General features: G+C 69.6%; 18 protein-coding genes. 4 read left to right on the plus strand and 14 right to left on the minus strand.

The window, feature by feature from the left end:
- Positions 1–26: 26 nt before the first annotated feature.
- From OIE13_RS25455 to OIE13_RS25485, 7 genes are all read right to left on the minus strand, one after another.
- Entirely contained in the window at positions 27–1,307 is a 1,281-nt protein-coding gene (locus tag OIE13_RS25455; protein ID WP_326635831.1) for a thymidine phosphorylase, read from the minus strand.
- Between the two features lie 2 nt (positions 1,308–1,309).
- The gene (locus tag OIE13_RS25460; protein ID WP_326635829.1) at positions 1,310–1,708 is read right to left on the minus strand and encodes a cytidine deaminase; all 399 of its coding nucleotides are present in this window, start codon (positions 1,706–1,708) and stop codon (positions 1,310–1,312) included.
- Entirely contained in the window at positions 1,708–2,997 is a 1,290-nt protein-coding gene (locus tag OIE13_RS25465; protein WP_326635827.1) for an ABC transporter permease, read from the minus strand. Before OIE13_RS25465 ends, OIE13_RS25460 begins: the two co-directional genes overlap by 1 nt.
- Entirely contained in the window at positions 2,994–4,133 is a 1,140-nt protein-coding gene (locus OIE13_RS25470) for an ABC transporter permease (protein ID WP_326635825.1), read from the minus strand. Before OIE13_RS25470 ends, OIE13_RS25465 begins: the two co-directional genes overlap by 4 nt.
- Positions 4,130–5,680 carry an ABC transporter ATP-binding protein gene (locus OIE13_RS25475; protein ID WP_326635823.1) on the minus strand — a complete coding sequence of 517 codons (1,551 nt, stop codon included), beginning with the start codon at positions 5,678–5,680 and terminating at the stop codon, positions 4,130–4,132. The genes OIE13_RS25470 and OIE13_RS25475 overlap by 4 nt, the downstream gene beginning before the upstream one ends.
- Positions 5,681–5,804: 124 nt before the next feature.
- Entirely contained in the window at positions 5,805–6,872 is a 1,068-nt protein-coding gene (locus tag OIE13_RS25480) for a BMP family lipoprotein (RefSeq protein WP_326635821.1), read from the minus strand.
- A gap of 371 nt (positions 6,873–7,243) precedes the next feature.
- Positions 7,244–8,494: a M20 family metallopeptidase gene (locus OIE13_RS25485; RefSeq protein WP_326635820.1), complete on the minus strand. Its 1,251-nt coding sequence runs from the start codon at positions 8,492–8,494 to the stop codon at positions 7,244–7,246.
- Between the two features lie 533 nt (positions 8,495–9,027).
- Between OIE13_RS25485 and OIE13_RS25490 the strand changes: the two genes are divergently transcribed.
- On the plus strand, positions 9,028–10,479 hold the full coding sequence (locus tag OIE13_RS25490) for a peptide ligase PGM1-related protein (RefSeq protein ID WP_326828834.1): 1,452 nt from the start codon (positions 9,028–9,030) through the stop codon (positions 10,477–10,479).
- Here OIE13_RS25490 and OIE13_RS25495 read toward each other — a convergent pair.
- Entirely contained in the window at positions 10,438–10,650 is a 213-nt protein-coding gene (locus OIE13_RS25495; RefSeq protein ID WP_326635816.1) for an SCO4848 family membrane protein, read from the minus strand. The two genes, OIE13_RS25490 and OIE13_RS25495, sit on opposite strands and share 42 nt — an antisense overlap.
- Before the next feature lie 93 nt (positions 10,651–10,743).
- On the opposite strand from OIE13_RS25495, the gene OIE13_RS25500 reads away from it, so the two are divergent.
- On the plus strand, positions 10,744–11,961 hold the full coding sequence (locus OIE13_RS25500; RefSeq protein ID WP_326828835.1) for a D-alanyl-D-alanine carboxypeptidase family protein: 1,218 nt from the start codon (positions 10,744–10,746) through the stop codon (positions 11,959–11,961).
- Positions 11,962–12,057: 96 nt separating this feature from the next.
- Here OIE13_RS25500 and OIE13_RS25505 read toward each other — a convergent pair whose 3' ends face one another.
- The 3 genes from OIE13_RS25505 to OIE13_RS25515 form a co-directional block, all read right to left on the minus strand.
- Positions 12,058–12,978, minus strand: a complete 921-nt coding sequence (locus tag OIE13_RS25505; protein ID WP_326635813.1) for a YihY/virulence factor BrkB family protein — start codon at positions 12,976–12,978, stop codon at positions 12,058–12,060.
- An 86-nt stretch (positions 12,979–13,064) separates the two neighbouring features.
- Complete coding sequence (gene trpS, locus OIE13_RS25510; RefSeq protein ID WP_326635811.1) at positions 13,065–14,069, minus strand: tryptophan--tRNA ligase; 1,005 nt, start codon at positions 14,067–14,069, stop codon at positions 13,065–13,067.
- A 14-nt stretch (positions 14,070–14,083) separates the two neighbouring features.
- Positions 14,084–15,397 carry a hemolysin family protein gene (locus OIE13_RS25515; RefSeq protein WP_326635809.1) on the minus strand — a complete coding sequence of 438 codons (1,314 nt, stop codon included), beginning with the start codon at positions 15,395–15,397 and terminating at the stop codon, positions 14,084–14,086.
- A 121-nt stretch (positions 15,398–15,518) separates the two neighbouring features.
- On the opposite strand from OIE13_RS25515, the gene galE reads away from it, so the two are divergent.
- A complete protein-coding gene (gene galE / locus OIE13_RS25520; protein ID WP_326635807.1) occupies positions 15,519–16,478 on the plus strand; it encodes a UDP-glucose 4-epimerase GalE in 960 nt (319 codons plus the stop codon).
- A gap of 119 nt (positions 16,479–16,597) precedes the next feature.
- Here galE and OIE13_RS25525 read toward each other — a convergent pair whose 3' ends face one another.
- From OIE13_RS25525 to OIE13_RS25535, 3 genes are all read right to left on the minus strand, one after another.
- Positions 16,598–17,437: a hypothetical protein gene (locus OIE13_RS25525; protein ID WP_326635805.1), complete on the minus strand. Its 840-nt coding sequence runs from the start codon at positions 17,435–17,437 to the stop codon at positions 16,598–16,600.
- A gap of 215 nt (positions 17,438–17,652) precedes the next feature.
- Positions 17,653–18,630, minus strand: a complete 978-nt coding sequence (locus OIE13_RS25530; RefSeq protein WP_326635803.1) for a malate dehydrogenase — start codon at positions 18,628–18,630, stop codon at positions 17,653–17,655.
- A 101-nt stretch (positions 18,631–18,731) separates the two neighbouring features.
- The gene (locus OIE13_RS25535) at positions 18,732–21,149 is read right to left on the minus strand and encodes a protein kinase domain-containing protein (protein WP_326635801.1); all 2,418 of its coding nucleotides are present in this window, start codon (positions 21,147–21,149) and stop codon (positions 18,732–18,734) included.
- Between the two features lie 243 nt (positions 21,150–21,392).
- Between OIE13_RS25535 and OIE13_RS25540 the strand changes: the two genes are divergently transcribed.
- On the plus strand, positions 21,393–22,952 hold the full coding sequence (locus OIE13_RS25540) for a sigma factor-like helix-turn-helix DNA-binding protein (protein ID WP_326828836.1): 1,560 nt from the start codon (positions 21,393–21,395) through the stop codon (positions 22,950–22,952).
- The last annotated feature ends 25 nt before the right edge of the window (positions 22,953–22,977 follow it).

Consider the following 22,977-nt stretch of genomic DNA (forward strand, 5'->3'; position numbering starts at 1 on the left):
GGTTCGGCGGCCGGGCGGCCAAACCGTCAGGCCGTGATGCGGTCGATCACCAGGGGGAGCAGGTCCGGATCGGCGCTCTCCCCGACGGTGTAGGCGCCCTCCAGGGCGGCGAGTGCCCGCTCGAAGCGGAAGGTCTCGTCCGCGTGCAGCGTCATCAGCGGCTGCCCCTCACGGACGAGGTCCCCCGGCTTGGCGTGCAGCACGATGCCCGCGCCGAACGACACCGGGTCCTCCTTGCGCTCCCGGCCCGCGCCGAGCCGCCAGGCCGCCAGGCCCACGCCGTACGCGTCGAGCCTGGACAGCACGCCGGACGCGGGCGCGGTGACCTCCATGGTCTCGGCGGCCCTGGGCAGCAGGGCGTCCGGATCGCCCCCCTGAGCGGAGATCATCCGGCGCCAGGCGTCCATCGCCGAGCCGTCCGCGAGGGCCCGCTCGGGGTCCTTGCCCCCGGACAGGCCCGCCGCCTGAAGCATCTCCCGCGCCAGCCGTACGGTCAGCTCGACCACGTCGGCGGGCCCGCCTCCGGCGAGCACCTCGACCGACTCGGTGACCTCCAGCGCGTTGCCCACGGCCCTGCCCAGCGGCCGGTCCATGGCGGTCAGCAGCGCGACCGTGTTGACTCCGGCGTCGGTGCCCAGCGCGACCATGGTCATGGCCAGCTCGCGGGCCCGCTCAGGAGTCTTCATGAAGGCCCCGGAGCCGACCTTGACGTCGAGCACCAGCGCACCGGTACCCTCCGCGATCTTCTTCGACATGATCGAGGAGGCGATCAGCGGGATCGACTCGACCGTACCGGTGACGTCGCGGAGCGCGTACAGCTTCTTGTCGGCCGGGGCGAGCCCGTCGCCCGCCGCGCAGATGACCGCGCCGGCCTTGCCGAGCACGTCGAGCATCTCGTCGTTGGACAGGGACGCCTGCCAGCCGGGGATGGACTCCAGCTTGTCCAGGGTGCCGCCGGTGTGGCCGAGCCCCCGGCCGGACAGCTGGGGCACGTGCCCCCCGCACGCGGCGACCAGCGGAGCCAGCGGCAGCGTGATCTTGTCACCGACGCCGCCGGTGGAGTGCTTGTCCGTGGTGGGTCCCGGCAGCGCCGACCAGTCCATCCGCGCCCCGGAACGGATCATGGCCTGGGTCCACTCGGCGATCTCCCGCCGGTTCATACCGTTGAGCAGGATCGCCATCGCGAGCGCGGACATCTGCTCGTCGGCGACGACGCCCTTGGTGTAGGCGTCGATCACCCAGTCGATCTGCTCCGCCGACAGCTCCCCGCCGTCCCGCTTGGTGACGATGACGTTGATCGCGTCCATGCTCAGGCCCCCCGGCTCAGGTCGTCGGGCCCGAAGGCGTACGGAAGGATCTCCGACATCGTCTTCGGGCCGTCGATGGTCTCCAGCAGCAGCTCGGGACCGCCGAACTCGTACAGCAGCTGGCGGCACCTGCCGCACGGCATGAGCAGTTCCTCGTGCCCGTCGACACAGGTGAACGCGACGAGACGGCCGCCGCCCGTGGCCTGGAGCGCGGAGACCAGCCCGCACTCGGCGCACAGTCCGATGCCGTAGGAGGCGTTCTCGACGTTGCAGCCGGACACGATCCGCCCGTCGTCCACCAGGGCGGCGGCGCCGACCGGGAACTTCGAGTAGGGGGCGTAGGCGTGCCCCATGGCCCGCACCGCCTCGGCCTTGAGGGCAGTCCAATCGATCGACACCATCAGTGTTGCTCCCCCCGGCGGTAGCGCACGCCGTCCGCCTGTGGCATGCGCAGGCTCTGCGAAGCCGCGGAAAGCACCAGCAGGGTCAGCACGTGCGGTGTGATGAAGACGAATTCGTTGGGCAGCTTGTCGACGGTCATCCAGAGCCAGATCAGCACCACGGCGGCGAGCACGGCCGCCACCGCGGCCGTGTACTGCCTGACACCGGGCTCTCCCGCGGCCAGACGCCTGCGGACCTCGTGGCCGGTGTAGATCAGCAGCAGCAGGGCGCCGAAGAGCAGCAGGCCGGTGACCGCCTGGGAGCTGCGGAGCTGGAGGCCGTCGGCATAGCCGAACAGGGAGGCTCCGATGGCGAGGCCGCCCGGCCGCCAGTTACCGAAGATCATCGCCGCCAGCCCGATGAACCCCCGGCCCGCGGTCTGCCCCTCGACGTACTTGGTGGTGACGAAGACCAGGAACACGCCGCCGAGACCGGCCAGCGCGCCGGAGATGACCGTCGCGACGTACTTGGTCCGGTAGACGTTGACACCCAGCGACTCCGCCGCCCACGGGTTCTCGCCGCACGAGCGCAGCCGGAGCCCGAAGGAGGTACGCCACAGGACGAAGAACGTCAGCGGGATCAGGGCCACGGCCAGGATGACCAGGACGTTCACGTCGTGCGTGAGGCCGCGCAGGATCCCGGCGACGTCGGAGAGCAGGAACCAGTGCGTGTTCTCCAGCTTCCCGAGCAGGTCGGGGCCGTCGGAGAGGATCGGCAGGCTGACGCTCGGGGCGTCCGAGGAGAGTGTGGGCGAGGAGGTGATGCCCGCGCCCTTCTCGCCCGCGACCGTGCCCTGCGCGTACAGCACCTCGGACAGGAAGCGGGTGACGCCGGGGCCCAGGAGGTTGATCGCCACACCGCTGATGATGTGGTCGACGCCGAACGTCACGGTCGCGATCGCGTGGATCAGGCCGCCGATCGCCCCGCCGGCCAGGCCGGCGAGCAGCGCCGCGGTGGCCCCCCACTGGTAACCGGCCCATCCGGCGAACCAGGTGCCGAGCACCATCATGCCTTCGAGACCGATGTTGACGATGCCCGCGCGCTCGGCCCACAGCCCGCCGAGACCGGCCAGCCCGATGGGGACGGCGAGCAGCAGGGCCGCCGAGAAGGTTCCCGAGGACGTGAGTTCGGGCGCGCCCGCCACGGTCCGGGCCAGGGAGAGCAGCAGGATGAGCGCCGCCACCCCGAGGAGCGCCAGGTGGTAGCGGCGTACGCGGCGGGCTTCCGAGGATGCCACGGACGTGGTCATGCGGCCACCTCTGCTTGCTGAGTGGTACCGAGTTGGCGGGCGGCCCGCCGTTCTTCCTGACGTATCGACATCCTGCTGGTGACCTCGTTGGCGATCACGACCATGAGCACGATCGTGCCCTGGATGATGGCGACGACCGAGGGCGGGATGTCGGCGAACTGCAGGGGCGCGGCCGCACGGTCGAGGAAACCGAAGAGCAGCGCGGCCACCGCGATGCCGACGGGCTTGTTCCTACCCAGCAGCGCGACCGCGATACCGAGGAAGCCGAGGCCCGCGGTGAAGTTCGAGCCGTAGGCGTGGGTGCGGCCGAGTATCTCCGGCAGGCCGATCAGACCGGCGATCGCGCCGGAGAGGACCATCGCGGAGATCACCATGCGCTTGGGGTCGACCCCGGAGGCGAGGGCCGCCGAGGCGTTGAGGCCGCTGGCCCTGACGTCGAAGCCGAACCGGGTGCGTTCGAGGACCACCCAGATGACCACACCGACACCGATCGCCACCGCGAGGAATCCCCACAGCCCACTGCGCGGGGCCGGCAGGCCGAACATCTCGAACAGGAAGTTCAGGTTGGGGAACCACGCGGACTCCGGAAGTTCCGGAGTGGACGTCGTCAGCTTCCCCTCCGTGCGCTCCCCCGCGAACGGGCCTCGGACGAGGAAGGCGGCGAGGTTGATCGCGATGTAGTTGAGCATGATCGTGGAGATCACCTCGTTCACCCCCCGCGTCACCTTGAGCATCGCGGGGATGAACGCGTAGAGCCCGCCCACCAGCATCGCGACCACAATGATCACCGCGATCTGGATCGGCGCGGGGAGCATGAACTGGGATCCCACGAAGGCGGCGACGATCGCCGCGATCCGGTACTGCCCCTCGACACCGATGTTGAAGAGGTTCATCCGGAAGCCGATGGCGACCGCGAGGCCCGCGATGAACAGCGGGACGGCGCGGTTGACGATGAAGGTGAGGGAGTTGACCACCTGTGGTTGGGTGTCGCCGAAGTCGAACATCGCCCCCAGAGCGGTGACCGGGCTGGCGCCGGCGGCCAGGATCGCGATGCTCGAAACCCCGACGGCGAGCAGCACCGCCACCACCGCACCCGCCACGGTCAGCAGCGTGCGTTGCAGCCTCGCGGGCATCATGACCTCTCCTCCGCGATGGCACCGGTCATGTATCCGCCGAGTTGTTCGGGGGTGACCTGGCCTGGGTCGAGGCGGGCCACCATGCGCCCGCCGTAGATGACGTGGAGGGTGTCCGACAGGCCGATCAGCTCGTCGAGGTCGGCCGAGATCAGCAGCACCGCGAGGCCGCCCGCGCGGGCGGCGCGCAGGTGGTCCCAGATAGCGGCCTGTGCGCCGACGTCCACTCCCCGGGTCGGATGGGCGGCGATGAGGAACTTCGGGTCGCCGCTCATCTCACGTCCGACGATCAGCTTCTGCTGGTTTCCGCCGGAGAGCGCCAGGGCGAGGGTGTCGATGCTCGGGGTACGGACGTCGTACTCGCGCACGATGCGCTCGGTGTCCTTGCGCGACGCCGCGCGGTTCACCCAGATTCCCTTGCGGGCGGGCTTCCTGGTCTGGTGGCCGAGCACCCGGTTCTCCCACAGGGACGCCTCAAGCAGGAGCCCCTGGCGGTGCCGGTCCTCCGGAATGTAGCCGATGCCGGACTCACGGCGGCGGAGCGTGGACCAGGCGGTGATGTCCTCCGCACCGAGGATGATCTGCCCGCCGTCGAGCGTCTGCAGGCCCATGATGGCCTCGATCAACTCGGACTGGCCGTTGCCCTCGACCCCCGCGATGCCCAGGACCTCACCGGCGTGGACCGTGAAGCTGACATCGGAAAGGAGAGGTTTGGCTCCCGCTCCCTGAAGCGTCGCGTCACGCACATCGAGGACGACGCGGTCGGTGACCGTGGAGTCCCTGGTCTCCGGGGTGGGCAGCTCGCTGCCGACCATCAGCTCGGCGAGCTGCCTGGCCGTCACGGAACCGGGGTCGACGCTGGCGACGGTGGTGCCGCGCCGGATCACCGTGATGGCGTCGGCGATGCTCAGCACCTCGTCGAGTTTGTGCGAGATGAAGATGACCGTGAGGCCGTCGGCCTTGAGCTCGCGCAGGTTGGCGAAGAGCTCCTCGACCTCCTGGGGTACGAGGACGGCCGTCGGCTCGTCGAGGATGAGGACGCGCGCGCCCCGGTAGAGGACCTTGAGGATCTCCACCCGCTGCCGGTCGCCGACGCCGAGTTCCTCGACCATCCGGTCGGGGTCGACCCGCAGACCGTGATCTCCCGCGAGCTGGACGATGCGCTTACGCGCGCCCTTCACATCCAGGACGCCGGCCTTCGCGGGCTCGGCGCCGAGGATGATGTTCTCCAGCACCGTCAGGTTGTCGGCGAGCATGAAGTGCTGGTGCACCATTCCGATCCCGGCCGCGATCGCGTCGCCGGGGGTCCGGAAGGTGACTTCCGCACCGTTGACGTAGATCTTGCCCTCGTCGGGTCTCTGCATGCCGTACAGGATCTTCATCAGCGTGGACTTGCCCGCGCCGTTCTCTCCCACGATGGCATGCACGGAACCGGACTCGATGACGATCCGGATGTCGTGGTTGGCGACGACGCCGGGAAAGCGCTTGGTGATTCCCTCCAGCTGTACCGCGGGGGGCGCCTCGGCCGGGGTGTCCGAGCTCGTCGACAATGCGTTCTCCTGAAGAACCAACCGGCTCACGGATCGTGATCAAGACAGGGAGAAGCCCGGGGTCACCCCCGGGCTCTCGAAAGTCGTTCCCCGCCCCCTTTTTCCGAGGGGGCGGGGAACAGGCTTACGGCTTCGAGGGAACGGTGATCGAACCGTCGACGATCTTCTTCTTGGCCTCGTCGACCTTGGCGGTGACGTCGTCGATGAAGCCACCGGAGGTGGACAGGCCGACGCCGTCGACCTTCAGGTCGTAGATGCTGTTGGTGCCACCCTTGGCGCCACCCTGGAACGCCTTGATGAACTCGAACACGCCGACGTCGACCCGCTTGAGCATCGAGGTCATGATGACCTTCTTGAGGTCGGCCTCCTTGACCGTCTCGTACTGGTCGGAGTCGACGCCGATGGCCTGCTTGCCCGCCGCGGCGGCAGCCTGGAAGACCCCCAGGCCGGAGTCGCCGGAGGCGTGGTAGACGATGTCCGCGCCGTCCTGGTACATCTTCTCCGCGGCGATCTTGCCCTTGTCCGGAGCCTTGAAGCCGCTGAAGTCGCCGTCGGGGGTCAGGTACTTGATGTCGACCTTGATGTCCGACTTGATTGACTTCGCACCAGCTTCGAACCCGGCCTGGAACTTCTTGATCAGGTCGTTCTCGACGCCGCCGACGAACCCGAGGTGCTTCGCCTTGCTCTTCTCGGCCGCCGCCACACCCGCGAGGTAGGAGCCCTGCTCCTCCGCGAAGAGCAGACCGGTCACGTTCGGCCCGTTGGAAGCCGAGTCGACCACCGCGAACTGGATGTCGGGGAACTCGGCGGCGGCCTTCTGGATGTCCTCGCCGTAGGCGAAGCCGACGCCGACGATCGGGTTGTAGCCCGCCTCGGCCAGCTGGCGAAGCAGCTCACCGCGGTTGGAGCCGTCGGCCGCCGGGCTGAGGTCCTTGATCTCGGCGCCGAGTTCCTTCTGCGCGCGCTCCAGGCCGGCGTAGGCGGAGTCGTTGAAGGACTTGTCCCCGCGACCGCCGACGTCGTAGGCCAGGCCGACCTTCAGTCCGGACGCCTGAGGTGCCTCGCTGCTCGCCCCTGCGCTCGCCGCCGGGCTGGCCGCCGTATCCGTACCGCCGCCACAGGCGGCCGCTGCCATGAGCATGGCCCCCGCCGCGGTGGCCATCGTCATCTTGCCGAACTGACTGCGGAGCAAGGTGACTCCTCCGTCCTCTTCGCCGTACCGAATTTGTGCACGCGCGAAGAAACGCACGGCAACCCTGGACGGAATGTAGTTGGTCGGATAGAGCACTCCAAACCATCACTCAAGTCCGCAACCTGCCTGTTACCGACCTCAAGCGAGACTGTGACCAGAGAGGACTTCGCCCCCGACATCTTTTCGGAGGATCAAGGCTCCGAACATCGGCCCACCGGCCTCTCCCCCCCGGTCGCCTCCCCTTCGGAAACGCCCGGTGCTTGTGACCAATCTCTCCGTTCCGGCTCCTGGTTCGGCCGTCGGTTCCGTGGGATGCACAACGGGCCCGGCGGGGCAGCCCAACCCCACCGGACCCGTATGGTCTCAACGCGTCAGTTGTCGGCCTTCAGTGCCTTCAGCGCCATCAGGGCCTCGCCCGCGACGGGGCGCTGCCCCTCCCAGAGCGCGGTCAGCGCGGTCGCCGCGAGGAAGCGCACCCCGGTGCCGATGGCACTCTCGTCCACATCGAAGGTGCCCTGGTGGATGTCGGCCAGGTGCGCCGTCCCCGGCTCGCGGGTGCCGAGCCTGGCGAACGCGCCGGGGATGGACTCCAGGTACCAGCCGAAGTCCTCACCCCCCAGGCTCTGCTCCGTCGGCACGGAGGAACCCTCGCCGAGCACACCCTCCGCGGCCTCGGCCAGCATCTGCACGCTGACCTTGTCGTTGACCACCGGCGGCACGCCGCGCGCGTAGTCCATCTCGGCCTCGACGCCGTACGCGCCGGCGACCGACTCCAGCAGCGATTTGATCATGTCGGGGGCCGCGTGCCAGGCCGCCTCGTCCAGGCAGCGCACGGTGCCCTCGGCGATGCCGTCGTCCGGGATGGCGTTGGCCACCGAGCCCGCCTCCACCCGGCCCCAGACCAGGCTGAGCGAGGATCGGGGGTCGACCCGGCGCGAGAGCGCGGCGGGCAACTCCGTGAGGATCTTGGCGAGCGCGAAGACGAGGTCGGCGGTGAGGTGCGGCCTGGCGGTGTGCCCGCCGGGACCGCTCACCCGGATCGTGACCCTGTCGCAGGCCGAGGTGATGGGACCGGCTTTAAGGCCGACCTTGCCGACGTCCAGCCGGGGGTCGCAGTGCAGGCCGAAGATGCGGTCGACGCCGCTGATGCCGCCGGAGGCCATGACCTCCAGCGCACCGCCGGGAAGCTCCTCGGCGGGCTGGAAGATCAGCCGGACCCTGCCGGGCAGCAGGCCGGCCTCGGCCTGCTGGGCGAGGAAGAGCGAGGTGCCGAGCAGGACCGCGGTGTGCACGTCGTGGCCGCAGGCGTGGCACACGCCGGGGACCGTCGAGCTGTAGGAGACGTCTTTCTCGTCCGGCACCGGCAGCGCGTCGATGTCGGCCCTCAGCGCCACGGTCGGGCCGTCGCCGCTGCCGACGTCGCAGAGCAGGCCGGTGCCGCGCGGCAGCACCGAGGGGGCCAGTCCAGCGGCGGTCAGGCGCTCGGCGATGCGCTGCGTCGTGCGGTATTCGGCGAACGCGAGCTCGGGATGCATGTGCAGGTCTCGACGGAAGTTGATCAGTTCCTGCTCGCGACCGGCGAGGAACGTGTCGAGTTCTCCCCGCAAATTACGCCCCCGCATTGCTCACCGTCCTATTCCGCGCCGGCGGTCCGGAATCCTCGACGCACCGTGCCACTGCCCAGGATCTCGAAACCCATGAGGCAGTCTCGAAAAAAGCGATCGCCGCACCGACGGGCCGGAGTGGGTCTCACGGGCCGTGTCAGCGCGGGCTGGTTGACGCCGCCGCGGGAGCTGCGGGCCTGTTGTCCGGGGCAGCCGTCGCATTGGCGATGACAACGACTTTATCTCGCCCCGCGAGCAACTCGCCGACATCCACACCAAATGTTTTGCCGTCCCATACCCCCCTCGTACATCTCCTGCCCCGAAAGAACCAGAAGGGATGACTCGTATTGACCACGAGACGTTAGTCACGTTGGGTGACGGCCGGGCCGGAGGGTGGCAGCCCCGGACCACTTCCAAACATCGCCGACCTGGCAACTTACCTGACCTCCGGTGCCGGTCATCGAACCCGGCGGAGTGATGCAAACGGGAGGAATGCATGTTTCACTCCTCGCATGATCACTAACATCCCATTCGGGGAGAGGCAGTCGCGTTTGAGCATATTTGAACCGAACGAGGGCACGCTGGTGGTCCTTCCCTCGTTGTCGCTTCCCCAGGATGAACTGCGCAGGATCACCGGAGCCCTCTGCTACGAGGAACGACTGCTCTTTCTTCTCCTCACCCTGAGAGAGCCGAAGGTAGAGGTCGTCTATCTCACCTCGACGCCGGTGAACGACGCGGTCGTGGACTACTACCTGAGTTTCCTCGACGATCCGGACGAGGCCCGTACCCGCCTGCAAATGATCAGTTTGGATGATCCTGACACGCACCCGCTCAGCGAGGCGCTGCTGCGCCGTCCGGACGTGATCGAGCGCATCCGCACCGCACTCGGAGACCGCCGGAAGGCCCGCGGGGGCGGCGGGGGCGGCGGGGGCGGCGGGGGCGGCGGGGGCGGCGGGGGCGGCGGGGGCGGCGGGGGCGCCTGGATGGTGCCGTTCGTGGTGAGCGAGTACGAGGAACGCCTCGCCGGGATACTCTCCCTGCCGGTGTACGGCCCCGCCACCTCCCTGACCCACCTGGGATCCAAGAGCGGCGGACGCGTGATCGGCGACGAGGCCGGGGTGCCGACGGTCAGGGGCTTCGGCGACCTGCGTTCGCTGACCGAGGTGGAGCACGCCGCCCGCGCGATGGGCCCCACGACCAGGCTGATGGTCAAGCTCAACAACAGCTACTCGGGGCTCGGCAACGCCATCGTGACCAAGGACGACCGGCCGCTCGTCTCCTGCCCCACGAGCTTCTCCGCCTCGGACGAGAGCTGGACGACGTTCGCCGAGAAGATCGCCGAGCGGGGAGCGGTGATCGAGGAGTTCATCGAGGACCGGCCGCTGCGCTCACCCAGCGCGCTGGCGAGGATCACCCCCGGCGGCGCCTACGACGTGGTCGCCACCCACGAGCAGGTCCTCGGCGGCCCCAACGGGGACGTCTACCAGGGCTGCAGCTTCCCCGCGCGGCAGGAGTACCGGGCCGAGCTGGGCGCGCACACCGAACGGATCGCCAGGGCCCTGGCGGCCCGTGGCGTGGTGGGACTGTTCGGCGTCGACTTCTTCGCCGTCAAGACCGACGGCGGCTACCGGACGTTGCTGTGCGAGATCAACCTGCGCATCGGCGGCACCACCCACCCGCTCGGCGCCGCGATCCTGACCACCGGCGCGTCGTACGACCCCGGCACCGGCACGCTCATCCGCGACGGCCGGCCGAAGCACTACGTGGCGACGGACAACTGCGCCTCCCCCTCACTGAAGGGCCGCACCCCCGGGGAGGTCGTCAAGCTGGTCCACGACGCGGGCCTCGGCTTCGACCGCGAGAGCCGCACCGGGAACGTGCTTCACCTGCTGGGCGCGGTCACGGAGTTCGGCAAGCTGGGGTTCACCAGCATCGGCGACTCCGCCGATGAGGCCGCCGAACTACACAGAAGAACCCTGCTTACCCTGCGACCAACCGCGTAGGCCGATCACACCGAGCACGATCGCGAGCACGATGTTGACGGCGATCAGAATTCCGTGGACCACGTAGAAGGCCGTCGGATGGCCGTCCGCGAGGTTGAAGCCAAGGTTGATCCATTCGAAGATCATGAAAGCGGCAAGGCCGATCAGAAAAGCGGCGATCTTTCGTGACATTTGCATGATGTCAGTATCCCTCCGAGTGGCCTGTACCTGGTCAGGGCACCTCTAACTCCATGCGAACCGGCACGAAGCTACCCTGAGATCATCATGGGGACCAAACATCTCGCGCCCGTCGGGGTGCTGCTCGCGGCGACCACTTTTCTCGGCGCACCCGCACAGGCCAGGACCGCGACCGTGCCCGCGACCGGTTCTCCGGCCGGTCCGCATGGCGCGGATCTCCTGAACGACCTCGGGGGCCTGCCGTCGGGCACCGGTTCGCTGGGCCCGCGCGCGCGGGGCGAGAGGGAGCCGGTCGGCGGATCCCGGCTCGGTGAGCGGGGCCTCATCGTCCCTTCGGGCGCGAAGGCCCCTCCCAAGACCGCCGCGAAGGCGTACGTGATCGCCGATGCCGAGACCGGCGCGGTGCTGGCGGCCAAGGACGCCCACGGGCGCTATCTTCCGGCGAGCACGCTGAAGGCGCTGACCGCGCTCACCCTGATCCCCAAGCTGAACAAGAACCGGAGGATCAGGCCGAGCGCCCGCGCCGTGAACGAGGAGGGCAGCGCGGTCGGTCTGGTCACCAAGCCCCTCTACACCGTCGACGACCTGTTCAAGGCGCTGATGGTGGTCTCGGGCAACGACTGCGCGATGGCGCTGGCCGAGGCCAACGGCGGCCTGACCGCGACCCTGGCGGACATGAACGCCGAGGCCAAGCGCCTGCAGGCTTTCGACACGGTGGCCAAGACCCCGAGCGGGCTGGACAAGCCCGGCCAGAGCAGCTCGGCGTACGACCTGGCACTGATCGCCCGCGCCGGCCTGGCCAACGCCGATTTTCGGCGATATATCAGCACGAAGACCGATAAATTCCCGGCGCCCAGGGGCTACTACGAGATCGGCAACCACAACAAGCTGCTCTGGCGCTACAAGGGCATGATCGGCGTCAAGAACGGCTGGACCTCCAAGGCCCTGGGCAGCTTCGTCGGCGCCGCCAAGCGCAACGGTCACACGATCATCGTGTCGATCATGCGCCACGACGGCTACTTCTGGGAGGAGGTCTCCGACCTGCTCGACTGGGGCTTCGCCAACCGCGGCAAGGTGACCCCGATCGGACAGCTGGTCGACCCGATCCCCGAACCCACCCCGCTGCCCGCTCCCCCGACCGCCTCGGCGTCTCCCGCCACCCCCGCACCCGCCTCCGGACAGAACCCCGACGCGGCCTCGAGACCCGCCGCCGAGGGCGTCCCGATCGGCTACTACGTCCTCGGCGCGGGCCTGCTCGGCGGCCTGCTCTGGCTGGCGTACGGCCTGCGCAGGCGCTTCCGCTAGGCGCCCCCGCCCGGGGAAAGGTCGCGGAATCGTCCTCTCGCCGGTCTTCACGGGTTCGCCGGCGTGTCCTTCGATGCCCCGGCCTCACACCGGTGGTCAGGTGGGGATGGCGTTGGCCGGGATCGGGGTGGGAGAGGGCGGGGGGCCGAGGGAGGCCGTCGCGGTCCAGGCGGCGGCGTACATGATGACCCGGGCCGAGAGGTTGATCCACACCAGCAGGCCGACCACCACGGCGAACACCCCGTAGACGGGATTGTTCAGGGTGTGCGCCAGGATCAGCGCCGCGAGCTGCTTGAGCAGCGCGAAGCCGACCGCGCCGAACAGGGCGCCGCGCAGCAGCACCCGGAGCGGCTGCCTGGAGCGCCCCAGCCAGCGCAGGATGATCAGGAAGACGACGACGTCGGCGAGCACGCTGACCGCCACGCCCACCAGCCGGATCGTGACCGTGCCGACCACCGACTCCGACAGGCCCAGCCATCCGGCCACGGTCCCGCTGGCCTGGGTGGCGAAACCGCCGACCAGCACCGAGACGACCATGGTGGTGCCGAGGAGGACGAGCGCCGACAGGTCCCTGAGCTTGGCCAGGAAGAAGTTGAGCGGCGGCTCGGTCGTCATGGAGATCTCACGCAGCGCGCCGCGCAGGGCGTCGACCGCGCCGAGCCCGGCGTAGAGCAACCCGAGCAGGCCGATGACGCCCGCGCTCGCCCGCGAGTCGGCGATCTCCTGGATCGGCAGCTTGTCGGCGAGACCCGGCAGGTACTGGTTGATCGCCTCCCGCAGGGGCGCGGTGGCGTTGGGCCTGACGGAGAGGAAGTAGCCGAACACCGCGAAGGCCAGCGCGATGATCGGGAAGAACGACAGGAAGGCGAAGTAGCTGATCGCTCCCGCGAGCCGGTCGCCGGACTGAATCTGGTAGCGATGGAAGGTCCTGACCAGATGGTCGAACCAGGGCCATCTGATCCGGGTCGCGTTCAGCACCGCTCTGAACCGTTCACGACCCGCTTGCACACGTTCCATCACACTTGCCACGTGCGCCCCCTACCCAATCACCGCCGTACCGATCGTGGACGGCGGTGAAAAAGCAGCCGTGCGTGCACGGAGGATCACGGGGTGGGCAGGAAGCCCACCCGGTCGCGGACCTTGGCCATGGTCTCGGCGGCCACCGCGCGGGCCCGCGCGGCCCCGACGGCGAGCATCCTGTCGAGCTCGGCCTCGTCGGCGAGCAACTTCTCGGTCCGCTCGCGGATCGGGGTGAAGGTGTCGACCACCAGCTCGGCGACGTCCTTCTTGAAGGTGCCGTACCCCTGCCCGGCGTAGCGGGCCTCCAGCTCACCGATGGGGGTCCCGCTCAGCGCGGACTGGATGCGCAGCAGGTTGGTGATGCCCGGCTTGTTCTCGTCGTCGGCGAGGACCTCGGAACCGGTGTCGGTGACCGCGCGCATCACCTTCTTGCGGAGCGGCCCCGGCTGCTCCAGCAGGTCGAGGATGCCGGCGGGCGAGGAGGAGGACTTCGACATCTTCGCCGTCGGCTCCTGAAGGTCGGTGATCTTCTCGACCCCCTTGACGATGTGCGGCTCGGGCACCGTGAAGGTCTCGCCGAAGCGGTGGTTGAAGCGCTGCGCGAGGTCGCGGGTGAGCTCCAGGTGCTGCTTCTGGTCGGCGCCGACCGGCACCTTGTTGGCCTGGTAGAGCAGGATGTCGGCGGCCTGCAGGATCGGGTAGGTGAACAGCCCCACGCCGGCCGAGCTCTCGCCGTGCTTGGCCGACTTGTCCTTGAACTGGGTCATCCGCCCCGCCTCGCCCATGCCGGTGAGACAGATCAGCACCCAGGCCAGCTCGGTGTGCTCGCGGACGTGGCTCTGCACGAAGACCGTGGACCGCTCCGGGTCGAGACCGGCGGCGAAGAGCTGGGCGGCGGCGACCCTGCTGCGCCTGCGCAGCTCATCGGGGCGGTAGTCCACCGTGATCGCGTGCAGGTCGACGACGCAGTAGAAGGCGTCGTAGCCCTCCTGCATCGCGACGTACTGCCGCACCGCACCGAGGTAGTTTCCCAGGTGGAAGGAGTCGGCGGTGGGCTGGATTCCCGACAGGACGCGAGGACTGGCCATAGCCACCAATTCTGTCAGCTGTCGGGAGTGGTCGGTGCCTCGGTGCGTGAAGTGCTCCGCTTGATCCTGACCCTGGCGACCCGGCGGCCGTCCATGCCGGTGACCTTCATCTCGAACCCGGGGATCTCCACCCGCTCCCCCAGCGCGGGCAGGTGGCCGAGCTTCGACATGACGAACCCGCCGAGGGTCTCGTACGGGCCGTCGGCCAGGCGGATCCCGCTCTCGGCCGCCACCTCGTCGAGGTTGGCCAGCCCGTCGATCTCGACCTCCCCTGCGGGCAGCACGACGTGCTCGTTCGCCACGTCGTGCTCGTCGCGGATGTCGCCGATCAGCTCCTCGACCAGGTCCTCCAGGGTGACGATGCCCGCAGTGCCGCCGTACTCGTCGACCACGATCGCCAGGTGGTGTCCCTCCCTGCGCATCTCCGACAGCGTGGCCATCACCCGCTTGCTGGTGGGGACCAGCTTGATCGGGCGGATCGGCACCAGCTCGCTGATCGGCTCGATGGACCCGGTCAGCACCGGGTCGAGCAGGTCACGAATGTGGACGAAACCCACGATGTCATCATAGGAGTCGCGGTAGACGGGGAAGCGGGAGTGCGGCATGGCCGCGGCCAGGATCGCCGCCTCGGCCAGCCGCGTGTCGACGGCCATGAACTCCACCTCGGTACGCGGCAGCATCACCTCGCGGAGCTGCCGCTTGCCCGCCGCGAAGACCTCGCCGATCAGGTGGCGCTCGTCGTCGGTGAGCTCCTGGTGGCCCACCACCATCTCGCGCAGTTCCTCGGTGGAGATCTCCTCCCGGTCGGTGCCGGGGTCACCGCCGAGCAGCTTCACCACCCCGTCGGTGGACTTGGACAGCGCCCAGATGATCGGCCGCGAAAGCGCGGCCATCCTGTCCAGGAACGGCGCGACCAGCAGGGAGATCCCCTCGGCGCGCTGCCGGGCGATCCGCTTGGGCGCGAGCTCGCCGAGGACCAGCGAGGCGTACGAGATCACCAGCGTCACCAGCACCAGGGCGAGCGGGTCCGCCACGGCCCCCGGCACCCCCCAGCCCGTCACCACCGGGATGAGGTCCCTGGCGAGGGTGTCGGCGCCCAGGGCGGCCGAGAGCATGGTCGCCACGGTGACGCCGATCTGCACCGCGGACAGGAAGCGGTTGGGGTCCCGGGCGAGCTTGGCGGCCCTCGCCCCCCTGCGCCCGCGAGTGTCGAGCCGACTGACCTGGCTCTCCCTGAGGGAGACCATGGCCATCTCGGCTGCGGCGAAGAAGCCTCCGATCAGTACGAAGAGCATGACCAAGGCGATGTTCGCCAGGACGCTGTTCACGAGATCGTCTCCGTCATGGCGCTCGCCGGTTCCGGCGGTGGCCGATATTTGATGTGCCAGCATATGCTGGCGTAGAGTTACAAAAATAAACAAGTACAAACAACATCAAACAGGAGGCCTTGTGAAGCTGCTCGTCACCGGAGGCGCCGGATACATAGGCAGCGCCGTGGCGGCACAACTCGTCGAGGCGGGCCACGAGGTCACCGTGCTGGACGACCTCTCCACCGGCCACGCCGACGCGGTGCCACCGGGCGCCCGCTTCGTCGAGGGGTCGATCACCGAGGCCGCCGGAGTGCTCAACGGCATCGACGGCGTGCTCCACTTCGCGGCGAGGTCCCTGGTCGGCGAGTCCGTGGAGCGTCCCGGCCTCTACTGGGCGCACAACCTCGGCGGCACCCTGACCCTGCTCGACGCCATGCGGGGCGCCGGGGTGGGGAGAATCGTCTTCTCCTCCACCGCCGCGACGTACGGCGAGCCGGAGCGCTCCCCGATCTCCGAGACCGACCCGACCCGGCCCACCAACCCCTACGGCGCGTCCAAGCTCGCGGTCGACACGGCGCTGAGCACCTTCGCCGGGCTGTACGGCCTGGCCGCGGTGAGCCTGCGCTACTTCAACGTGGGCGGCGCCTACACCGCCGGGGACGGCAACGTCTACCGCGAGCGTCACGCCGTGGAAACCCACCTGATCCCCAATATCCTCGCCGTCCCGCTCGGCGAGCGCGAGTCCGTCAGCCTGTTCGGCACGGACTACCCGACCCCCGACGGCACATGCGTGCGCGACTACATCCACCTGGCCGACCTCGCCAGGGCCCACCTGCTGGCCCTGGATGCCTGCTCGCCGGGCGAGCACAAGATCTACAACCTGGGTAGCGGGACCGGCTTCTCGGTCTCCGAGGTGCTGTCGGTCTGCCGCGAGGTGACCGGCCACGAGATCCCCGCGGTCGTGCGCGAGCGCCGCGCCGGTGACCCGGCCGTGCTGGTGGCCTCCTCCGAGAAGATCCAGCGCGAGCTCGGCTGGAAGCCCGAACACCCGTCGGTCCGTGACATCGTCGCCGACGCCTGGGCCGCCCTGATCCGCTGACCGTCTCCCGCCGCACCCGCTCCCGCCATACCCAAGGCGCCCGCCCACCGCGGCCGGGGAGGTGACCTCCGGCGACGTACGGCCGGAACCCGGCCACACGCCGCCCGGGGGTGCCACGCCTACCTCAAACTGAAGCGAGCCGTGTTGTTGGCCGGACGGCGGTCACCCAGCCGCAGGGAGTAGACGGTCGCCTCGGCCCGCGGCGCGTGCCTGCGGGCCACGAAGGCGAGCATGAAACTCACCCGCCTGCCCGCGCCGACCGTACGCAGCCTGCAACCGACGTAGGCGAGCTGGGAGTCGCACCGCGCCCCCCTCGCCGACATGAGGCGCGCGCCGCCGGTGTCGAAGAAGACCCCGGCGTCGTGGACACGCCGCGGTCCGCGGTTGCGCACCACCGCGGCCACGGTGACCAGACGGCCCGCGCGCGCCGCGCGCGAGAGCCTGACCGCGAGGTCCGTACCGTCGTCCACCTCGGTCAGCGTCTGGGAGCGGTTGTTCGTCTCGTCGTCGTCCACGACCTCGGAGGAGAGCGTCGCGCTCGCCCTCAGCGGGCCCCGCGCGCCGGACCTCACCACCCCGTTGATCGCCACCCCGCCGCTCTGCCCGGCGGGAACGTCCTTCGTCGCGGCGCAGACCACCTCACCGGCCATGGCACCGGGGAGACACTCGGCGACATCGACCCCGATCACCTCCACCTGCTCGGGCAGCCGGACCGTGAGCAGCGGCAGCACCGCGTCTCCGGGGCCGGCGTTGCGCACCTCGGCCCGGTAGGTCAGCGGCTGTCCCGGTTGCGCGCGCTTCGGGGAGACAGTCAGCCGCACCGACAGGTCGGCGCCGCCCCAGCCCTCGTCCTCCGGCGAGGCGAGCGCCGTCCGGGGTACCGCCGCGAGCACGAGACAGATCACCCCTGCGACGACCTGTACCGCGACGTGCTCCCTGAACAGCGATCCCCCGACCATAGGTGATCATTGAACGCCGGGACACACCGCTCCGCGATGATCGACACGCCGCCTTTTCCCGCTGCCGTCCGGGCGTTCCGGGAGCCTGACGCACTCCGGTGACCTGAGAGGTGAAAGGGCCCCGGCATGCCTCGGTTCAAGAGGTCGTTGCGACACCCCGACGCAGGGGGACGCAAAAGGGCCCCGGCACGCCGGGGCCCTGTTCGAGTTCCGACTCAGATGAGACCGAGCTCACGCACCGCGGAACGCTCCTCCTCAAGCTCGCGCACCGTGGCGTCGATCCGCTCGCGGGAGAAGGCGTCGATCTCCAGGCCCTGGATGATCTCCCACTTGCCGCCGCGAGAGACGACCGGGAAGGAGGAGATGAGCCCCTCGGGCACGCCGTACGAGCCGTCGGAGGGGATCGCGGCCGAGGTCCAGTCGGCGCCGTTGACCCAGTCGAAGACGTGGTCGATCGCCGCGTTGGCGGCGGAGGCTGCCGAGGACGCGCCACGGGCCTCGATGATCGCGGCGCCGCGCTTGGCGACGGTGGGGATGAAGGTGTCGCGCAGCCAGGTCTCGTCGACCAGCTCGGCGGCGATCTTGCCGCCGACCTCGGCGTGGAAGAGGTCGGGATACTGAGTGGCGGAGTGGTTGCCCCAGATGGTCATCTTCTTGATCTCGCTGACCGGGACCTGGAGCTTGGCCGCGAGCTGGGACAGCGCGCGGTTGTGGTCGAGACGGGTCATCGCGGTGAAGCGCTCGGCCGGGACGTCCGGGGCGTGCTGCTGGGCGATGAGCGCGTTGGTGTTGGCCGGGTTGCCGACCACCAGCACGCGGATGTCGTCCGCCGCGTTGTCGTTGATCGCCTTACCCTGCGGGCCGAAGATGCCACCGTTGGCCTGGAGGAGGTCTCCGCGCTCCATGCCCTTGGTCCGGGGGCGGGCACCGACCAGCAGTGCGACGCCGGTGCCGTCGAACGCCGTGTTCGCGTCGTCGGTGACCTCGATGCCGCTCAGCAGCGGGAACGCGCAGTCGTCGAGCTCCATCGCGGTGCCCTCGGCGGCCTTCACCGCCTGCGGGATCTCCAGGAGACTCAGCTTGACCGGGACGTCGGCGCCCAGCAGCTGGCCCGAGGCGATGCGGAAAAGCAGCGCGTAGCCGATCTGACCGGCGGCGCCGGTTACGGTGACCTTTACGGGAGTCTGGGCCATGACCTTCCCCCACTCGAAGGATGAATTGTGACGCTCGGATGTTACCCGTCCACGCTGGACGACCATCCGGCGAGTGCCCTGATCCGACGAGGAACGTCGCGCTAGGAACAGGCGGCCATGGCGGGGAGGTGGTTTTCCCGTCCGGGGAACTCGACCCTGGAGAAGTGCTTGTCGAGCAGCCTGCGGACCGTGCCGTCCTGGTAGAGGGCGGCGATCGCTCCCCTGACGGCCTCGCAGGCGCGCCCGTCGCCCTTCTTCAGGGCCACCGCGTAGCGCTCGTCGGTGAGCTTGAGGCCGAGCAGCTTGTAGCGGATGTTCTCCCGGTTACCGAAGCCGGCCAGCAGCAGGTCGTCGCCGGGGATCGCGTCGATCTCACCGGCCCGCAACTTGTCGACGCACTCGGAGTAGGTCTCGGCGGGGACCAGGGTCAGCCGCTCGACCGCGCCCTGGATCGCGGCCACGGAGACGCTGGCGGCCGGCTGGCACATCCGGCTGCCCTCCAGGCCCTTCACGGTCACGATCGGCGAGCCGTCCTTGACGAGGGCGTCGACGTGGGCGAGGTAGTAGGGACCCGCGAAGGTGACGTCGTCGGTGTCGTTGATCGAGTAGGTCGCCAGGACCAGGTCGATGTCACCGTCCGCCAGCAGTTTCGGCCGCTCGGAGCGGGCGGTGGACCTGAAGGTGACGCCGCTCTCCGGCACCCCCAGGGCCTTGGCGATCTCAAGGGCCAGGTCGATCTCGAAGCCGCCCCACTTCCCGCCGTTGTTCAGTGCGATGCCGGGAAGGAAGCCACGCACGCCGATGGTGAGCTTGCCCGTCTTGGCCGCCTTGTCGACCACCGAGGTGTATGAGGGGCGGGCGGTCTCGGCCGGCTCGCCCTGGGAGACGGTCCTCGGCCACCAGCGAATCGCGGCGACCGTCGCCCCCGCGATCAGCAGTACGGCCACCCCGACGGCGATCCAGCGCCTCCCGCGCGGGCGCCGCGGCGCCTTCGGCTCACTGACACGGGTCGCGGACACCTGCCAGCTGGGCGGCGGCACCTCTCCGGCCTGTTCCGGGGACACCGGGCTGTCGCCGTAGCCGGGAGCCGAAGGGTGTTCCCGGTAGCCGTGTTCCCGGTAGCCGTGTTCCCGGTAGCCGGGAGAGGACGGGTACTCACCGTAGCTCGGTGGGCGGCGCTCCGAAGGGCGGTGGTCGGGGTGGGGCGGGTTCTCCGCGGGGCCGTGCGAGGACGGGAGATCACCCTGGTCGGAGGTTTCACGGCGTTCGCCCTGGCCTGACCGCCCGGTCCGGCCCCCCTGACCACCCGTACCGCCGGCACCCTCCTGTCCAGGCCGGAAGGGCTGGTCCTGGGCGGAATATCCCATCCGGAACCCGGTGGACGGAAGAACCGGCTCACCTGGGACGTTCGTCCGGTGACTCGGGGTGCGCATGAGACTGGTCGCGTCGTCGTCGACCCCCTGATCCTGGGCACGGGACCGGGGTTGGTCGCGGCCTTGATCACGAACCTGGGGCTGATCGCGGCCCTGATCACGGTTCTGGGGCTCATCATGGCCCCGATCACGAACCTGGGGTTGGTCGCGGCCCTGATCGCGAACCTGGGGCTCGTCGCGGCCCTGATCACGGTTCTGGGCGCGAGATCGTAGTTCGTCGGGGGTGGCGACCTTGACGCCCTGGGTGAGGATCGCGGGCGAGGCGTTCACCGTCTCGGGGTGACCGAGCATCCTGAGCAGGATCTGGTCCGCCGAGGGCCGGGCGGTGGGTGACTTGGCCAGCGCCGAGGTGACCACACCGCGCAGCGGCTGCGGCAGCGAGCCGAGGTCGACCTCGTGGTTGAGGATGCGGTTGAGCACCACGGCGATCGATCTTCCTTCGAAGATCGTCTCGCCGGTCGCGGCGAACGCGATGGTCGCCCCCCAGGCGAAGACGTCGCTGTGCGGCCCGACGGCGGAGCCGGAGATCTGCTCGGGCGCCATGTAGGCGGGAGTGCCGATGGCCCGGCTGGTGATCGTGCCGGTGGAGTCGAGAATGCGGGCGATGCCGAAGTCGACGACCCTGGGGCCGTCGGCGGCGATGAGCACGTTGTCCGGTTTGAAATCGCGGTGCACGATCGAGGCGTGGTGGATCGCGGTGAGCGCGGTGGCCGTGCCGATCGCCAGCCGCTGCAGCGCGGCGCCCCGCAGAGGACCGTCGGTCTCCACGACCTCGCGCAGCGACCTGCCCTCGATGTACTCACTCGCGATGTAGGGGGTGTCGCCCTTGAGGTCGGCGTCCAGGACGCCCGCCGTGCAGAAGGACGCGACCCGCTGGGCCGCCCGCGCCTCCCTGGCGAACCTGGACCTGGCGACGGCGTCGCCGGAGAACTTCACGTGCAGCAGCTTGATCGCCGCGCGTTCCCCCGCGGCGTTGATCCCTAGGTAGACGATGCCCTGTCCGCCCTCGCCTATCTTCCCGACGACACGGAACGGCCCGAGCTGGCGCGGCTCTCCCGCTTCCAGTGGCGCGATCTCCGACATCATCGTCCCCACGGTCTCGTAATCTCCGACATGGCAAACTTTACGGCGCCATGACCCGCCCCCTCCCTTTGTTATCCCGACGTGACCTCAGTTTTCCCACAACGTGGCCATGTCTCCAGCCCGTGTCATGGTGAGATGCCAGACACACCCACTCCCCAATCTCCGACATTCACCCCAATCTGGCGCTCCAGCCGCTTAGATCGCTACCGTTGTACGTCCCTCAGGCAAGCCGGAGCAAAAACTTCCATGCGCCGATATATCGGTTATCGCGAGTTCGTGCAGCGCGATCAGCGTTCCCTCGTCGGCACCGCCCTTCTTCTCACCGGTAGCCACGAGCAGGCCATCCGTCTCGCCCTGCGCTCCTTCCACACGGTCGCCCTCTCCTGGCCGCCGCCGGTGTGGGAGAACCCCACCACGCATGCCCAGATCGCGCTCTACCGCCGCTTCCTGGCACGGCCCAGCGCCGCCGGATCGACCGCTCTGGTGCGGCTCCCGCCCCGGCAGCGGCTCCTCATCGTCGCCTGCCTGCACGACGGCAGGAGCCGTGCCGAGATGGCCACCGTCCTCGGGATGCCGGAGAAGGCCGTGCAGACGGAGATCGCCGAGGGGGTCGAGGCCCTCACCAAGGGCAACGAGAGCCGTCTCGTCAACAGGATGGCCACCGCGGCGGGCGAGGCGTCCGTCCCCGACCTCGGCGCCCGGGCCATGCGCACGCTCAGGCGGCGCCGCAACCGGGGAGCCCTTCTCGCCGTGGCGGCGGCGCTCGTACCGGTCGGCCTGATCGCCGCCTTCGTCATGCTCCAGCGCGCGGAGGTGTGGAACTCGGCGCTGGGCGAGCGGAACCGGCCGCACGCGGCACAGGCCCAGGAGCCCGTACGAGCGGTCTCCAGCCCCGAACCGAGCACCACCCCGGCGCCGTGGCAGGCGCCGCGGACCTCCTCGGTGATCCGCTACGCGGTTCCCGGACGGTGTCCCGGCCCGGGCGTCCAGACGGATGGCACGCCCCCGGCGCGGGCCGGTGACGTCACCTGCGCGGGCTGGACCCTGGAACTGGTCCCCAGCGGCTCTGAGGACTCCACTCCCGGCCTTTCCGGGTGCGAGGGCTCGGATCCCTGCGAGTCGACGGTGAGCGTCCCCGACGCCGCCCAGCGCCTCGCGCGCGGCGACGGCGGGGAGCACCCTCGGCTGGTTCCCGCCATCAGCCACGACGGGCGCCGTATCGCCTACCTCAGCGCGGCTGAGCGCCGCTATGTCGCCCACGACCTCGGCAGCGGGGTGAAGCGCTACCTGTCGCCGGTTCTCGCCTCCGCCGACACCGAGAACGGCACGCTGGTGAGCGTCTCCTCCAACGGCCGCCACTTCACGGTCACGCTCGGCGAGCGTCGTCTGCGGACCGACTTCACGACCGGCGACCTGACGTCCGTGTCCGCGGGGCAGCTGCCCCCGACCGAGAAGGCCGCCGCCTGGCTCGGCAAGAGGTACGACACCTGGGCCGACTCTCCCAGCGGGAGATACTCCGCCGCGATCGTCACCGGGAAGGGCGAGGAGCCCCACAGCCTCCATGTCATCGACACCGAGTCGCGGCGGGTCTTCAGGCGGCTCCCGCTCCCCAAGACGGAACAACCCGCCGGCGCCGAGATGGTGAGCTGGCTGGACACCCGCGAGGTGGTCGTCAGGATGAGCGCCAGGGCCGGCGGCGAACCCCTCGGCCTCTTCCGGGTGGACGCCGTCACCGGACGGGCGCGCCCCCTGCCCGGCCTCCCCGCCGACGCCCCGATCGTCCTGGGGGCCGTGGCGGCCCCGTGACCCTGCCGCCCCCGTGCCCCCGCCG

It is taken from the genome of Streptosporangium sp. NBC_01810, assembly GCF_035917355.1.
Taxonomy (GTDB): domain Bacteria; phylum Actinomycetota; class Actinomycetes; order Streptosporangiales; family Streptosporangiaceae; genus Streptosporangium.

Excerpts from the sequence above, each read along its gene's own strand:
- OIE13_RS25530 (WP_326635803.1), bottom strand. The coding sequence starts at position 18,630 with ATGGCCCAGACTCCCGTAAAGGTCACCGTAACCGGCGCCGCCGGTCAG.
- trpS (WP_326635811.1), bottom strand. The coding sequence starts at position 14,069 with ATGGCCAGTCCTCGCGTCCTGTCGGGAATCCAGCCCACCGCCGACTCC.
- OIE13_RS25485 (WP_326635820.1), bottom strand. The coding sequence starts at position 8,494 with ATGCGGGGGCGTAATTTGCGGGGAGAACTCGACACGTTCCTCGCCGGT.
- OIE13_RS25540 (WP_326828836.1), top strand. The coding sequence starts at position 21,393 with ATGCGCCGATATATCGGTTATCGCGAGTTCGTGCAGCGCGATCAGCGT.
- OIE13_RS25495 (WP_326635816.1), bottom strand. The coding sequence starts at position 10,650 with ATGTCACGAAAGATCGCCGCTTTTCTGATCGGCCTTGCCGCTTTCATG.
- OIE13_RS25500 (WP_326828835.1), top strand. The coding sequence starts at position 10,744 with ATGGGGACCAAACATCTCGCGCCCGTCGGGGTGCTGCTCGCGGCGACC.
- OIE13_RS25505 (WP_326635813.1), bottom strand. The coding sequence starts at position 12,978 with ATGGAACGTGTGCAAGCGGGTCGTGAACGGTTCAGAGCGGTGCTGAAC.
- OIE13_RS25525 (WP_326635805.1), bottom strand. The coding sequence starts at position 17,437 with ATGGTCGGGGGATCGCTGTTCAGGGAGCACGTCGCGGTACAGGTCGTC.
- OIE13_RS25470 (WP_326635825.1), bottom strand. The coding sequence starts at position 4,133 with ATGATGCCCGCGAGGCTGCAACGCACGCTGCTGACCGTGGCGGGTGCG.
- OIE13_RS25455 (WP_326635831.1), bottom strand. The coding sequence starts at position 1,307 with ATGGACGCGATCAACGTCATCGTCACCAAGCGGGACGGCGGGGAGCTG.
- OIE13_RS25535 (WP_326635801.1), bottom strand. The coding sequence starts at position 21,149 with ATGATGTCGGAGATCGCGCCACTGGAAGCGGGAGAGCCGCGCCAGCTC.
- OIE13_RS25465 (WP_326635827.1), bottom strand. The coding sequence starts at position 2,997 with ATGACCACGTCCGTGGCATCCTCGGAAGCCCGCCGCGTACGCCGCTAC.
- OIE13_RS25460 (WP_326635829.1), bottom strand. The coding sequence starts at position 1,708 with ATGGTGTCGATCGATTGGACTGCCCTCAAGGCCGAGGCGGTGCGGGCC.